Origin of the sequence: Spirosoma panaciterrae DSM 21099 (assembly GCF_000374025.1) — a bacterium.
GTDB lineage: Bacteria > Bacteroidota > Bacteroidia > Cytophagales > Spirosomataceae > Spirosoma > Spirosoma panaciterrae.
The window spans coordinates 276990-291554 of record NZ_KB893217.1 but is presented as its reverse complement, the minus strand read 5'-3'; the positions used below and the strand labels follow the sequence as shown (position 1 = coordinate 291554).

Sequence of the window (14565 nt, the reverse complement as noted above, 5' to 3'; positions counted from 1 at the left end):
TCAACCACAGCCGGGAGCGAAAACTTGAAACTGAAACGTATAACTTAAAACGCTACTACGAACCGCACATCTCACAACCTTCTGGATCATCCAGTGAGCAGGTCATGGCAGCATATTGCTGTTCGAGGTCGGTCACCATTGGTACAGGAGCGGGCGCTACGTTCTGTGCGTGCTCCTTGGCGTACTGTACGTAGTTGAGGGGTTTCTCGACAGGTGCTGTTTCGGCCATAACGGGTTCGAGTTGTGGCTCGGCCTGTGGCTGTACTACGGTGAACTTCACCGCATCGGTAGCAGCTTTGGTACGGAGGTAGTACATGCCTGTTTTCAGACCTGCTTTCCAGGCGTAGAAGTGCATCGACGTCAGCTTGCCGAAGTTCGAATCCTGAATGTGGATGTTCAGCGATTGCGACTGACAGATGTACGCACCCCGGTCGGCAGCCATGTCGATGATGTGCTTCTGCTTAATCTCCCAAACCGTTTTGTACAGGTCTTTGATGTTCTGCGGAATGCCCGGAATCGCCTGAATGGAGCCGTTGGCCAGAATCAGGTTGTTCTTCATCGTATCGTTCCACAGACCCAGTTTTACGAGGTCTTTCAGCAGGTGCTTGTTCACCACCACAAACTCGCCCGACAAGACGCGACGGGTGTAGATGTTGCTGGTGTAGGGTTCGAAGCACTCGTTGTTGCCCAGAATCTGCGAGGTCGATGCGGTAGGCATGGGGGCCAGCAGCAGCGAGTTCCGAACGCCATGCTCGATTACATCTTTCCGCAGGCTTTCCCAATCCCAACGGGTCGATTTTGGGTTTACTCCCCACATATCGAACTGGAAGATACCCTGCGAAATCGGAGAGCCTTTCCAGGTTTCGTAGGGGCCAAATTCTTTCGCCTGCTCCATCGAAGCCGTCATGGCGCCAAAGTAGATCGTCTCGAAAATATCTTCGTTCAGGCGACGGGCTTCTTCTGACTCAAACGGCATCCGCAGCATGATGAATGCGTCGGCCAGCCCCTGTACACCTAAACCGATTGGCCGGTGGCGCATATTGCTCCGACGGGCTTCTTCGACCGGGTAGTAGTTGATGTCGATGATTTTGTTCAGGTTGCGGGTAGCGACCTTCGTAATCTCGAACAACTTCTGGTGATCGAAACGCATAATGCCGTCTGGATCACGCTTGATGAACTTCGGCAGCGCGATCGACGCCAGGTTACAAACCGCTACTTCGTCGGGGGCCGTGTACTCAATGATTTCGGTGCAGAGGTTCGACGATTTAATCGTACCCAGGTTTTTCTGGTTCGACTTCTTGTTGGCAGCATCCTTGTAGAGCATGTAGGGCGTGCCGGTTTCGGTCTGCGATTCCAGAATCTTGAACCACAACTCCTGAGCCTTCACGGTCCGACGGGCGCGGCCTTCGCGCTCATAACGCTCGTACAACGCTTCGAATTCCTCGCCATAGCAATCGGCCAGACCCGGACACTCATGCGGACAGAACAGCGACCATACGTCATCGGCTTCCACCCGTTTCATGAACAGATCGGGCGTCCAGAGCGCATAGAACAGGTCACGGGCGCGAACTTCCTCTTTCCCGGAATTCTTTTTCAGATCCAGGAATTCAAAGATATCCGCATGCCAGGGCTCCAGATAAATGGCAAACGAGCCTTTCCGCTTTCCGCCACCCTGGTCGACATACCGAGCTGTATCGTTGAACACGCGCAACATGGGGATAATCCCGTTCGAGGTTCCGTTGGTGCCTTTAATGTAGGTACCCGTTGCCCGGATGTTGTGAATGCTCAGACCAATTCCCCCTGCCGACTGCGAAATCTTAGCTGTTTGTTTCAGGGTATCATAAATACCGTCGATGGAGTCATCCTGCATCGTCAGCAGGAAACAGCTCGACATCTGGGGTTTGGGCGTTCCAGCGTTGAACAACGTCGGGGTTGCGTGGGTGAACCACTTTTCCGAGAGCAGATTGTACGTCTCGATGGCCGAGTCGATATCTTCCTGGTGAATCCCAACGGCTACCCGCATCAGCATATGCTGTGGACGTTCGGCAATGCGTCCGTCAATCTTCAGCAGATACGATTTTTCGAGGGTTTTGTAGCCGAAATAATCATAGCCGTAATCGCGATCGTAAATGATCGTTGAATCCAGCAGAGCTGCATTCTGGCGTACTACTTCATACACTTCCCGCGAAATCAGCGATGCATTCTCGCCAGTTTTGGGGTCTTCGTAGTGATAAAGCTTTTTAATTGTGCCCGAAAATGATTTATTGGTCTCTTTGTGGAGGTTGGAAATCGCAATCCGGGCCGCCAGAATGGCATAGTCCGGGTGCTTGGTGGTCATCGAAGCGGCTGTTTCGGCTGCCAGGTTATCGAGTTCTGTTGTTTTAACGCCGTCGTAGAGACCGCTCACAACTTTTACGGCGACTTCAACGGGTTGTACATAAGCTGGATCGAGACCGTAGCATAGCTTCTCGATTCGAGCCGTGATTTTGTCGAACTTGACAGATTCCCGGCGGCCATCACGTTTGATTACGAACATGATAAGTTTGGGCTAGTTATGTAAGGATAAATGTTTGATACAATTGAAAGTGAACGTGGTGTTACGGAATAGCGATACTCAGTTACGGTGTTTATGATCGACTTGCCCAGGCAGATGAGAATGAATCGCTTCAGTGAGCTATCCATTCAGTGCGAAAGGGACCCGTTACGAGACTTTAAAGTTCTGTTGAAATAGACGGAAAAGCAACCCAGAAGGTTCGCCCATTTTACGAATTCATTGAAACGTGCAACTCTGCTAAGTAGGTTAAGAAATTGTTAAGCCATCATCCTGAATGACTTAAGAATATCCTACTGCAGCGATATTCTAAGAAATAAAAAAAGTAATTTTTATTTGGCGGTTTGCGGGACCGGCTATCGGTCGGGCTATGCCGTTGGAGAAGCGTAATGGTGTAGAAATATATGAAAAAATGACCTCAAAAACAAGCTTTTAGTACACGGATATTACCCAACGGTACCATTTTAGGTTATTCATAAGTTGGCCTTTAAAGAAGCGGTAAAAAGTCTTTGTAATCCCCATAAAACGCCTTACCTTTGCAGTCCTTTTCGGTCGGAAACCGAGAAGATGACAAGAAACAGCGATTTATCATGAAAAAGGGCATTCACCCGGATTACCGCGATGTGGTATTCCACGACCTGTCGAGCGACTATAAATTCCTGACGCGCTCAACAATTCAAACGAAAGATAGTGTCGAGTTTGAAGGGAAAACCTATCCGCTCGTTAAGATTGAAGTTAGTTCGCAGTCGCACCCTTTCTATACCGGAAAGAACGTGCTGCTCGATACGGCTGGTCGTGTGGACAAGTTCCGCAAACGGTACGGCACCAAGTAATTATAAACCAATCTGGTTTTAGTAAAAGCTCCTCTGTTGCGAACCTCGTAGCAGAGGAGCTTTTCATTTCGTTTTGCGTACGAAATTTCGATAGATTACTCTCGTTACACCATGAAAAATATCCTGATTATTGAAGATGACCGGCGCATTGCCCAGAATATTAGTCGGGGCCTTCAGGAAGAAGGTTATGCTACGCAGGTCGTCTATGAAGGACTAAACGGGAGGCAGATGGCTTTGCAACCGGGGATCGACCTGATCATTCTGGATATTAACCTGCCCGGTCTGAGTGGTTTTGAAGTATGCCGGAGTGTTCGGGCGGAAAAACCTCAGTTGCCCATTATCATACTGACGGCGCTGGGTGAAGTTGAAGATAAAGTAGAAGGGTTGGCATTGGGGGCCGATGATTATCTGGTGAAACCATTCGATTTCAGGGAGTTGCTTGCCCGCGTGTCTACCTGTTTTCGTCGGGCGGCACTTAGCGCCAACCCATCAACGCAGGAGATTTGGCAGGTCGCTAATTTGACGATTAATTTAACGACCAAAGATGTTCGACGAGGCACAACGCCCATTGAACTGACGGCCCGCGAATTTTCATTGCTTGACTATTTCGTACGAAATCGAGGCCGTGTACTGTCAAAAGCCGATATTGCAGAAGCTGTCTGGAGTCTTAATTTCGACCCGGGAACGAATGTCGTTGAAGTATACGTCAATTACCTTCGTAAGAAAATAGATCGCGATTTCGAGCCAAAATTGATTCATACCCGTCCGGGGCTCGGCTATGTGTTAAAAGAGGAATAAAGGGAAGAGGGGGAATAAAGGGGGGAGAGGGAGAAAAAAGGAGGAGAAGAGTTAACTCCCGTTCGTCCCTCTGCTCCCCTTCCTCCCTTTATTCCCTCCTCCCTTTATTCCCCCTCCTCCCTTTTGTATGACCATCCGCTATCGTATCGCCTTTCAGTTTTCGCTAATCGTAGCGTCGATTCTGGTTTTCTTTTCCATTCTGATCTATTGGGTATCGGCCACCTATCGGCAGGAGGAATTTTACGAGCGGCTGAAGAACAAAGCACGGACGACCGTTCGGTTTCTGATTGAGGTAAAAGAGGTTGATCGGGAGTTATTAAAAATTATTGACCGGAATACGCTAACAGCCCTTTTTGATGAGAAGGTTCTGATTTTCGATGGCCAAAACCACCTGATTTATTCCAGTGTCGACGATCAGGTTATCTATTACCGATCCACGTTTCTGGATGAGGTCCGGCAAAAAAAAGAAATTGAAACGCATAGCGGGCCTAACGAATTAGTAGGACTATTGTACCAGCAGAATGGGCGTGATCTGGTGGTGTTAGCCTCGGCCTACGATCAGTTTGGTAAGAGTAAACTCGAAAATCTTAAGCTCACGTTAGGCTGGGGCCTGCTGGTCGGGCTTAGTGTCACTGTGGGCCTGGGGATTTTCTTCGCCGGGCAGTCGCTTCAGCCCATCAGTCAGATTAATGAGCAGATTTCCACCATCACAGCCCGTAATCTTCAGCAACGGCTGGATGAAGGGAATCGTAAGGATGAAATTGCGCGGCTGGCTATGAATTTCAACGACGTGCTGTATCGGCTTGAGCAGGCTTTCGAGCAACAACGAAGTTTTGTATCGCACGCATCCCATGAGCTGCGAACCCCGTTGGCGGCTCTTAAATCAGAGATTCAGTTGGGGCTGCGTCGACCTCTGACCGTGGCCGAACATACGGATATTCTGACCAATCTGCTCTCGGATACGGATCGCCTGATTGGCTTAACCAACGGGCTGCTCTTTCTGGCTCGTGCTCTGGAAACCAGCAATCAGGTAACCCGGAAACCCATTCGAATCGACGAGGTGGTCTTTTTGGCGAAGGATGAACTGTTAGGTGCTAAGCCTCATTATCAGGTTGTTGTTGATTACGAGAATATACCAGAAAGCGAAACCGAAACCTTGATTGAAGGAAATGAAGATCTTCTGAAACTGGTTTTTGTAAACCTGTTTGACAACGCCTGTAAGTACTCCGCCAATCAAACGGCTCAAGTCCGTATTGGCACCGATACCCGTTTTTGTCGGGTAGTTGTTCGGGATACCGGAATCGGTATTTCGGAGGAGGAGATAACCCGGATCTTCGAGCCTTTTTATCGGGCCACCAATGCGTTTGATTATCAGGGGTTTGGTATTGGGTTGTCGATCTGCGCCAAATTAGTTGAACTGCACCAGGGTACGTTGGCAGTCGAGAGTAAAGTAGGTGAGGGGAGTACCTTTACCATTTCCCTTCCGCATTTGTAATCCGATCTGTATCGGGCCAGGCTATCGAGCCACAGGTAGCCTATTCTATGGATTAAGGTATTAAACAAACAGATTAAGTTAGTTAAAACTAATTTTAATGTTGCCCAGGCAAACGGGTGTGCCCATGTTTTAAATCTATATCTGTTTTAATAGTTTGATTTTCAGGTAATATTCTTAGGGAATAAGGCTCTATTCGTAAGTATAAATAACTATATACGGCTGGGTTCTAATGTTTTTCTAATCTCTTTTTAAAGCTGCTCTAATCTTTATTTAATCCTATATTAATCTGGATTAAAGACCTTTGTAGCCCAAGTTCAGGCAATGTATGCGGCTACTGACAGTTATTTCTTTTTTAGTATTTTTTTCTGCGGAATTTACTCAGGCACAAACGAGTGCAGCCGCTCAGCCCCGTCGGGATTCGCTGACGATAAGTCTTCGGCAGGCAGATAGCCTGTTTTTGAAAAACAATTTGCTATTGCTGGCCGAACGTTTTCGGATCGATGCCAGCCAGGCGCAGGTGTTACAGGCCAGTTTATACGATAATCCGAACGTAACCCTTGAGCTTAGTGCCTACAATAACGAAGCCCGTCGGGTATTGGATGTGGGGCGTCAGGGGGAGAAAATTATCTCGATTCAGCAATTGCTATATACGGCCGGAAAGCGTAACAAACGAATTGCGCTGGCATCGGAAGCCGCTCGATTGACGGAGTTTGAATTGCTTGATTTGCTGCGTGGGTTGCGTTTCGACCTCCGAAGCCGGTTCTTCTCGATTTACTTTCAGGAACAGACCCTGGCACGTTTTGATCAGCAGATGGCCACACTTCAGACGACGGTATCGGCCTATGAACAACAGTACCAACGGAACAATATATCGCTTCGTGAACTGCTGCGGCTGAAAGCCCTTCTTTTTCAACTCAACAATGACCGGACTGAAATCGTGTTTCAGTTGGCCGATGACCAGCGGGCGCTGAGAACCCTGTTATCCGTCGATCAGCCAATCCGGCCACGTGTGTTTAATGAGACATTGCCCCGTTATCACCTGCCCAATCAGTCGGAAGATACTCTTCAGCAAATGGCGCTCCGTAACCGCCCCGACCTGAAAGCTGCCGAATCATTGACCCGTCAGGCTGAATTGAATTATAACCTGCAACGTGCCCTGGCAACTCCCGACCTGCGGGTAGGGGGCACCTACGACCAGGCCGGAAGTTACATTCAGAATTACGTCGGGTTGTCGGTTTCGGCCGATGTGCCTGTTTTTAACCGCAATCAGGGGGCCATTCGGGCGGCCCGGAGCCAGATCAGCTATCAGAAACAACTGCATCAGCAGAAAGCCGTTCAGGTGAGTAACGATGTGGCTACTGCGTTGCAGAAAGTGCAGGAAGTAGAACGTCGCGTGCAGTCCGTTGAAGGGCAGTTTACCAATCAGTTTGATGAGTTGAACCGGGGTGTGATCACCAGTTTTCAAAAAGGTAACCTGTCGTTGATTGAATTCGTCGACCTGATTGAAGCCTATAACGATAGTATTCGCCAGCTTAACCGGCTGAAGGCCGACCGAATCAGCGCGTACGAAGAGTTGAATTATCTGGTCGGAACAGATTTGTTTCGATAATAAGGTTTCCGGTATTCCGTAAGCCTGGTACAACAAAACCACAAATTATCTATGAATCGCTTTGTTTGTCCTAGTCTCCTGCTGATTAGCGGGTTAGCAGCTTTGGTAGGTTGCGCTCCCAAGCCTGCGCAGGAAGAGCAGAAAGCCTTTATGCTGTCGGATACGATGATGCACCGGATTCGTCTGGATAGTACGGTGATGCAGCCTGTACGAAGCGAACTGACGCTGGTTGGGAAGGTGGTCGCCGATGAAAACCGGGTGATTAAAGTGTTTCCACTGGTGGGCGGCAATGTCGAGGATGTGAAGGTAGAGCTTGGAGATTATGTACATAAGGGACAGACCCTGGCATCGATCCGGTCAGGTGAAGTAGCCGATATTGAGCGGCAGAGCATTCAGGCCCAGTCGGATTTACTGCTGGCGGAGAAAAATCTGCGGGTAGCGCAGGATATGTTCGAAACCAAACTGGTCTCACAGCGTGAAGTGGTGGCAGCTCAGAAAGAGGTGGAGAAAGCACAGGCAGAGGCCAATCGGGTAAAAGAAGTGGCTCATATTTATGGGCTTGGCAAAACGTCGATCTATACCGTAAAAGCGCCCCTGGATGGCTATGTGATCGAAAAGAATGTGAACCGGGGCATGCAGCTTCGCTCCGATAATGCCGATAATCTGTTCACGATTGGGCAAATATCTGAAGTATGGGTGCTGGCCAACGTCAATGAAAGTGATATTGGTCGGGTACGGATTGGTATGGACGCTTCCATCCAGACCCTGAGCTACCCCGATCAATTGTTTAAAGGCCAGGTCGATAAAATTTACACCGTACTGGACCCAGGTACCAAAGCCATGACGGTTCGGATTCGGCTGAATAATACCGGGCTGAAACTTCGCCCCGAGATGCACGCAACGGTTACCTTACGCTACGAGGATGGCGGGCAGCTGGCTACTGTACCGGCAGGATCGGTCATTTTCGATCAGTCGAAACACTTTGTGATGGTGTTCAAGAGTCGCTCCGACATCGAAACCCGTGAAGTGAATGTGCTGAAGACCATTGGGGATATCGCCTATATCAAAACCGGCCTGAAACCCGGCGAACGGGTCATTTCTCAAAATCAGCTTCTGGTCTACGACGCGATAAATGATTAAAACGCATGGAGCAGAGGGTATGGGGCAAAGGGGCTGTTTCGCTGCTGCTTTTCCCCTTCGCCCTATGCCCTTTCCCCTTTGCTCATGAACAAATTCATCCGCAATATTGTCGGTTTTTCACTCAAGAACCGCTTCTTTATCTTTTTCATGACCTTTGGGCTGGTCGTGGCGGGTATCGCCAGCTATCTGAACACACCCATTGAGGCTTTCCCGGATGTTACGAATACCCAGATTATCGTCGTGACGGAGTGGAAAGGGCGCTCTGCGGAGGAAATCGAACGGTTTGTAACGGTGCCTATCGAAGTATCGATGAACTCGGTACAACGTAAAACCAATGTGCGCTCCATCACCATGTTTGGGCTGAGCATCATCAAGATCATTTTTGAGGATGATGTGGAAGACTTTTTTGCCCGGCAGCAGGTCAACAACCAACTCCGTACGGTATCGCTTCCCGATGGCGTCGAACCTGAAGTCCAGCCCCCTTACGGACCAACGGGCGAGATTTTCCGGTTTACCCTTAAATCGCCTACCCGCGACAGTCGTGAACTACTCACGCTCCACAACTGGGTCATTGACCGGCAGCTCCGTTCAGTATCGGGCGTGGCCGATGTAGTGGCTTTTGGCGGACGGGATAAGAGCTACGAAATCCGGGTCAACCCCACGCAGCTGGCTAAGTACGATATTACCCCACTGGAAGTGTATCAGGCCGTTACGCGCAGTAATATTAATGTGGGGGGGGATGTGATCGAGCGAAACGGACAGGCGTATGTGGTGCGGGGAATCGGTTTGCTGACGTCTATTCAGGATATCGAAAACCTGATCGTAGAAGATCTGGATGGTAATCCGGTACTGGTGAAAAACGTGGCCGAAGTGGCCGAATCGAATTTCCCGCGCGTAGGTCAGGTTGGATTGAATGACGATGATGATGTGGTCGAAGGCATTGTGGTGATGCGGAAAAACGAAAATCCGAGCGAGGTGCTGGCGCGGGTCAAGGCCAAAATCGACGAACTGAATACCCGCATCCTGCCGTCGGATGTGAAGATGGTTACGTTCTACGACCGCGATAACCTGATTAGTTTTTGTACGAAAACCGTTTTGCACAACCTTACGGAAGGGATTATTCTGGTTACGGTGATTGTGTTCCTGTTTATGGCCGACTGGCGAACTACGGTGATTGTGTCGATCATTATCCCGCTGGCCTTGCTCTTCGCGTTTATGTGTTTGCGAATGCGGGGTATGTCGGCCAATTTGCTATCGATGGGAGCGGTCGATTTTGGGATCATCATCGACGGAGCGGTGGTCATGGTCGAAGGCATTTTTGTGGCGCTCGATCACCTGGCTCATCAGACGGGTATGGCCCGGTTCAATCGGATGAGTAAACTAGGACTTATCAAGAAAACGGGGGGCGAGTTAGGGAAGGCTGTTTTCTTCTCCAAGCTCATCATTATCACCGCTTTGTTGCCCATTTTCTCGTTCCAGAAAGTAGAAGGCAAGATGTTTTCTCCGCTGGCCTGGACGCTTGGTTTCGCGTTGTTGGGCGCTCTGTTGTTTACCCTGACGCTGGTCCCGCTCCTTTGTTCCATCCTGCTGAAGAAAAACGTGCGGGAGAAAAACAACCCGCTGGTAAATTTCTTTAACCGGATTGTGATGGCGGGCTTCTCCAAATGCTACGCCAATCGTCGGTTAAGTCTGCTGGCGGCTATCGCGTTTATGATCGCTACCTTTTTCTCGGCCACCTTTCTCGGAACCGAATTCCTGCCGACACTAAACGAAGGGGCGTTGTGGGTTGAGGCCAAATTGCCCATGAGTAGTTCGCTCAACCAAACGGTAGGCATGGTGCGAATACTGCGGAAGAAACTGATGGAGTTTCCGGAAGTGAATGGGGTTTTGTCGCAGACGGGACGTTCCAACGATGGTACCGATCCTTCCGGCTTTTACTACGTGCAGATGCAGGTAAACCTGAAGCCGATAGACGAGTGGACGCGGAAAATTACGACCGATGAACTGATTGAGGAAATGGATGCGAAACTGAAACAGTTTCAGGGCATCAACTACAACTATTCGCAGCCGATCATCGACAACGTAGCCGAAGCTGTGGCCGGGATGAATGCCAGCAATGCCGTAAAAATCTTTGGCGATGATCTGAATGAACTGAACAAATTGGCGAACACCGTTCTGGCGGCTATCCACGACGTGCCCGGTGTAAAAGATGTCGGGATTCTGCGCAACATTGGTCAGCCCGAAATCAGCGTATTATTTCACGACCAGAAAATGGCTTTATACGGTGTTTCGACAGCCGATGCCCAGGCGGTGATCGAAATGGCGATTGGCGGTAAAACCGCGTCGATTTTGTATGAAGGAGAACGTAAATTCGATATTCGGGTGCGGTATGGCGAAAGCTATCGGAAAACCGAAGATGATATTATGCGGCTTATGGTGCCCACCTTGCGAGGCAACAAAATCCCATTACGCGAAATTGCAACCATCCGCGAAGTTACCGGCCCGGCTTTTGTGTATCGGGATAACAACAAACGATTTATTGGGGTCAAATTCTCGGTCCGTGAGCGCGATCTGGGCAGTACCATTGCCGATGCACAACGCCGGGTGAATGCGGCTCTAAAAAGTCTGCCTAAAGGGTATTCGATCAACTGGACGGGCGAGTTCGAGAATCAGGTTCGGGCTACCAAGCGACTGGGGCAGGTAGTGCCGTTGAGTCTGGCGGCTATTTTTGTCATTTTGTTTATTCTGTTTGGCAATGCGAAAGATGCCGGACTGGTGTTGCTCAACGTTCCCTTTGCCCTCATTGGTGGGATTCTGGCCCTGCACGTAACAGGCATGAACTTCGGCATATCGGCAGGGGTGGGCTTCATTGCCCTGTTTGGTATCTGTGTCCAGAATGGGGTTATCCTGATTTCGGTATTCAACAACAATCGGCTGCAGAAAATGCCACTCGATACAGCGATACGAGAAGGGGTACAGACGCGCATTCGCCCGGTGGTGATGACGGCTCTGATGGCGGCCATTGGCCTGCTCCCAGCGGCCATTTCGACCGGAATCGGTTCCGAAACGCAGAAACCTCTGGCTATTGTTGTGATCGGTGGGCTGATAACCGCAACTGTTCTGACGCTGTTGATCTTCCCAATTATCTACCGACTATTTTATCGCCAGAATACTACACACAAGCCCAGGGAGTTAGCGACGGCATAGCGGTTATTTGTATGAAAAAAGGTTCATAATCAGTGGTATACGGAATATTCTGAACTAGTTGTGTTCGCTTCTGAAAGGACTGACTATTTTTTTACTCACTAAAGCACAGGAGGTTTCCTATTTATTCACTTACTTTGGGTAAATAATTCACTAAACTTCTCTTTTTTTGACCAATCATGAAAAAGCTTTTTGCTCTACTTTGCTTAAGCGTAACGCTCCTTTGGGGATGTAAAAAAGATGATACACCGGCCGCGAAAACGAAAACGGATCTGATCGTACGTAACTGGCAGTTCCAGACAGCGTCGGTTACCCTCGGAACCATACCCGTAACAGCCTATACAAAAGGGGGCGGTGCTGGTAACCTGGTTGATTTTTCGTCGTCGTATATGAACTTCAAAGCTGATAAGTCATTTTCGCAGGTAATTCTGCCCGGTACGACAACGACGGGAACCTGGAAGTTCAATGCCGATGAAACGGCATTTATTATTACCAGTACTTCGGGATCGGTCGATACCTGGGCTATTGATAACCTGACCGAAACAAACCTGAACTTCAGCCGCCAAATTGCCGGTAACTCTACCGATCCAAGCGATCAGAGCTGGTTAGCCCTGATCAAATCGTATGGATTCTCAACGGCCAGTGGTGCCAAAATTGAAGTAAAAGCAATTCCAAATCCGTAAAATTGGGAGTTGAGTCATAAAAAAGGGCGTTGAGATCAATCTCAACGCCCTTTTTTATGACTCAACTCCTGCTCAGGCCTTTATTTCGATCAATGCCCCTGCTTTGATCTCTTCCACTACATTGGGGTCGAGTAAGGTGGAGGTATCGCCCAGATTCGAGACATCGCCTTCGGCAATTTTGCGCAGAATTCGACGCATGATCTTGCCCGAACGGGTTTTGGGTAAACCACTGACAAACTGAATTTTGTCGGGCTTGGCAATCGGGCCAATGATCCGGCTTACCGTGGCCAGAATATCCCGGCGCATCAGATCGGCGCTATGATCAGGGTCATTTTCAGTAATCACATAGGCATAAATGCCCTGCCCTTTGATGTCGTGCGGATAACCCACTACCGCACTTTCGACCACACCCGTGTGCATGTTGATGGCATTTTCGACTTCGGCAGTCCCAATCCGGTGGCCCGATACGTTCAACACATCATCGACCCGGCCCGTGATGCGGTAATAGCCCTCTTCGTCGCGCAGGCAGCCGTCGCCCGTAAAGTATAAACCCGGATAGGTAGCAAAATAGTTGGTGCGGCATCGCTCATGGTCGCCCCAGGTGGTGCGTAGAATACCCGGCCAGGGGAATTTCATGCAGAGATTGCCACTCACGCCATTGCCTTCGATTTCCTTGCCGTTCTCATCGACCAGGATCGGTTGCACACCGGGTAAGGGTAGCGTGGCATAGGTGGGTTTGGTTTTGGTGATACCGGCCAGTGGCGAGATCAGGATACCCCCTGTTTCGGTCTGCCACCAGGTATCAACGATGGGGCAGCGGCCTTTGCCGATGTGTTCGTCGTACCAATGCCAGGCTTCTTCGTTGATGGGCTCACCAACCGAGCCCAGTACCCGTAACGAACTCAAATCTTTGCCTTCCAGTGGTTCCAGGCCGAAACCCATCAGCGATCGGATAGCCGTTGGGGCTGTATACAGAATATTGACGCGGTGACGGTCGACAATATCCCAGAACCGTCCGGCATTAGGCCAGGTGGGTACGCCCTCAAACAGGAGCGAGGTAGCACCGTTGAGCAACGGCCCGTACACAATGTAGCTATGCCCCGTAATCCAGCCAATATCGGCAGTACAGAAATGAACATCGCCGGGTTCGTACTGAAATACATTCTGGAACGTATAGGCAGCGTACACCATATACCCTCCACAGGTATGCACCACGCCTTTCGGTTTTCCGGTCGATCCAGACGTGTAGAGAATAAACAGAGGGTCTTCGGCGTCCATCACTTCGGCGGGGCAGTCGGAGGTAACCTGTTTCATTTCCTGCTCCCACCACGCATCCCGGCCTTTCAGCATCGAAACAGCGGTACGGGTATGCGTGAGTACGATAACCCGTTTCACCGAAGGGCAGCCGATCAACGCATCATCGACCGTATCTTTCATCGGGATGGCTTTGTTGCCGCGTAGTGCCCCATCCGAAGTGATCACCACCGAACACTGCGCGTCGTTGATGCGGTCGGCAATAGACTGGGCCGAGAAGCCGCCAAACACCACCGAATGAATGGCTCCGATGCGAGCACAGGCCAATACCGCCACGGCCAGTTCGGGTACCATTGGCATATAGATACAGACCCGATCGCCTTTTTGTACGCCATTGCGCTTGAGTACGTTGGCAAAACGGCAGACGTACTCATGCAGCATTTTGTAGGTAAACGTAACACTCGGTTCGGCAGGGTCGTTCGGTTCCCAGATGATGGCCGGATAGTTCGGCTTTTCGTGGGCATGACGATCCAGGCAGTTTTCGGTAATGTTGAGTTTACCGCCTAAAAACCATTTTACGTCGGGCTGCTCGAAATTCCATTGCAGTACTTTTTTCCAGGGTTTACGCCATTGAAATTCCTGGGCGATTTCGGCCCAAAAACCTTCCGGGTCTTCCACACTGTGGTTGTATGCCGACTGATATTCGTCAAAGGTTCTGATACGCATGGGTACAAAAGGGTTTATGCTGGCTGAGCATCATCACTACGGATACCGTCCAGCCGACTAAATTAAGGACTGGTAAAAGTAGGAAGATACAGCCAAAGGGTTGGAGATTTTGAAGTCGAAAATTGCTAAATTGCTATAGATTTAAGCGCTTTGATAGAATACGTCATAAACTTGATAGAAAGCGTCCGTCAAAACGCCTTATCCAATGAACCTGTTTAAACATTTAGAAAATTGCTGCCCGATAGGTGTGTTTTTTTCATTCCTAGTTCCTC

9 protein-coding genes are annotated in these 14565 nt (G+C 49.7%); 7 read left to right on the top strand and 2 right to left on the bottom strand.

Annotated elements, in window-relative coordinates; translation table 11 throughout:
- Positions 1–55 precede the first annotated feature (55 nt).
- Complete coding sequence (locus B153_RS0128710; RefSeq protein WP_020600208.1) at positions 56–2536, bottom strand: ribonucleoside-diphosphate reductase subunit alpha; 2481 nt, start codon at positions 2534–2536, stop codon at positions 56–58.
- Between the two features lie 605 nt (positions 2537–3141).
- Between B153_RS0128710 and B153_RS0128705 the strand changes: the two genes are divergently transcribed.
- The 7 genes from B153_RS0128705 to B153_RS0128675 all read left to right on the top strand — a co-directional run bounded on the left by B153_RS0128705 (position 3142) and on the right by B153_RS0128675 (position 12313).
- Entirely contained in the window at positions 3142–3384 is a 243-nt protein-coding gene (locus B153_RS0128705) for a type B 50S ribosomal protein L31 (protein ID WP_026262528.1), read from the top strand.
- A 111-nt stretch (positions 3385–3495) separates the two neighbouring features.
- A complete protein-coding gene (locus B153_RS0128700) occupies positions 3496–4182 on the top strand; it encodes a response regulator transcription factor (protein ID WP_020600206.1) in 687 nt (228 codons plus the stop codon).
- Positions 4183–4309: 127 nt separating this feature from the next.
- Entirely contained in the window at positions 4310–5677 is a 1368-nt protein-coding gene (locus B153_RS0128695) for a sensor histidine kinase (RefSeq protein ID WP_020600205.1), read from the top strand.
- A gap of 325 nt (positions 5678–6002) precedes the next feature.
- Positions 6003–7286: a TolC family protein gene (locus B153_RS0128690; protein WP_020600204.1), complete on the top strand. Its 1284-nt coding sequence runs from the start codon at positions 6003–6005 to the stop codon at positions 7284–7286.
- 51 nt (positions 7287–7337) lie between these two features.
- On the top strand, positions 7338–8426 hold the full coding sequence (locus tag B153_RS0128685) for an efflux RND transporter periplasmic adaptor subunit (protein WP_020600203.1): 1089 nt from the start codon (positions 7338–7340) through the stop codon (positions 8424–8426).
- Positions 8427–8510: 84 nt separating this feature from the next.
- Positions 8511–11633 carry an efflux RND transporter permease subunit gene (locus B153_RS0128680; protein WP_020600202.1) on the top strand — a complete coding sequence of 1041 codons (3123 nt, stop codon included), beginning with the start codon at positions 8511–8513 and terminating at the stop codon, positions 11631–11633.
- A gap of 176 nt (positions 11634–11809) precedes the next feature.
- Positions 11810–12313 carry a hypothetical protein gene (locus B153_RS0128675; RefSeq protein ID WP_020600201.1) on the top strand — a complete coding sequence of 168 codons (504 nt, stop codon included), beginning with the start codon at positions 11810–11812 and terminating at the stop codon, positions 12311–12313.
- A gap of 72 nt (positions 12314–12385) precedes the next feature.
- On the opposite strand, the gene acs is transcribed toward B153_RS0128675, so the two are convergent.
- A complete protein-coding gene (gene acs / locus B153_RS0128670) occupies positions 12386–14293 on the bottom strand; it encodes an acetate--CoA ligase (protein WP_020600200.1) in 1908 nt (635 codons plus the stop codon).
- Positions 14294–14565 lie beyond the last annotated feature (272 nt).

Bases quoted from the DNA above. Each gene is read 5' to 3' on its own strand.
- B153_RS0128690 (WP_020600204.1), top strand. From the start codon at position 6,003: ATGCGGCTACTGACAGTTATTTCTTTTTTAGTATTTTTTTCTGCGGAA.
- B153_RS0128685 (WP_020600203.1), top strand. From the start codon at position 7,338: ATGAATCGCTTTGTTTGTCCTAGTCTCCTGCTGATTAGCGGGTTAGCA.
- B153_RS0128710 (WP_020600208.1), bottom strand. From the start codon at position 2,536: ATGTTCGTAATCAAACGTGATGGCCGCCGGGAATCTGTCAAGTTCGAC.
- acs (WP_020600200.1), bottom strand. From the start codon at position 14,293: ATGCGTATCAGAACCTTTGACGAATATCAGTCGGCATACAACCACAGT.
- B153_RS0128705 (WP_026262528.1), top strand. From the start codon at position 3,142: ATGAAAAAGGGCATTCACCCGGATTACCGCGATGTGGTATTCCACGAC.
- B153_RS0128675 (WP_020600201.1), top strand. From the start codon at position 11,810: ATGAAAAAGCTTTTTGCTCTACTTTGCTTAAGCGTAACGCTCCTTTGG.
- B153_RS0128680 (WP_020600202.1), top strand. From the start codon at position 8,511: ATGAACAAATTCATCCGCAATATTGTCGGTTTTTCACTCAAGAACCGC.
- B153_RS0128695 (WP_020600205.1), top strand. From the start codon at position 4,310: ATGACCATCCGCTATCGTATCGCCTTTCAGTTTTCGCTAATCGTAGCG.
- B153_RS0128700 (WP_020600206.1), top strand. From the start codon at position 3,496: ATGAAAAATATCCTGATTATTGAAGATGACCGGCGCATTGCCCAGAAT.